This is a genomic window from Pseudoalteromonas sp. S3776, from assembly GCF_005886915.1.
In the GTDB taxonomy this organism is placed as follows: Bacteria; Pseudomonadota; Gammaproteobacteria; order Enterobacterales; family Alteromonadaceae; genus Pseudoalteromonas.
Window position 1 is genome coordinate 1 of record NZ_PNCU01000100.1, and the last position, 244, is coordinate 244.

The 244-nt window shown below is 51.6% G+C and carries 1 protein-coding gene; it reads left to right on the plus strand.

Annotated elements, in window-relative coordinates; all coding sequences use genetic code 11:
• A partial coding sequence (locus CWC16_RS19950; RefSeq protein WP_171037699.1) for a hypothetical protein occupies positions 1-244 on the plus strand: 244 nt, incomplete at both ends.

Sequence of the window (244 nt, forward strand, 5' to 3'; positions counted from 1 at the left end):
CGAAGTGGATGTGACGCCACCAACCCTTGCCTTTACACCGACCTTTGAGCTTGGTTTATTGGTTACCCTAAGCGGTACCTCTGACCTGCCAGCAGGCAGCGAAATTACTATCACTGAGCAACTTATAGGCGGTGGCATTGGGGCCACTTACACCACCACAACCGATGCCAATGGTAATTGGTCATTAGTGGGCTTGGATGTATCACTCCTTGATGTTGGCTCTGTGATCGCCACAGCCACCGAT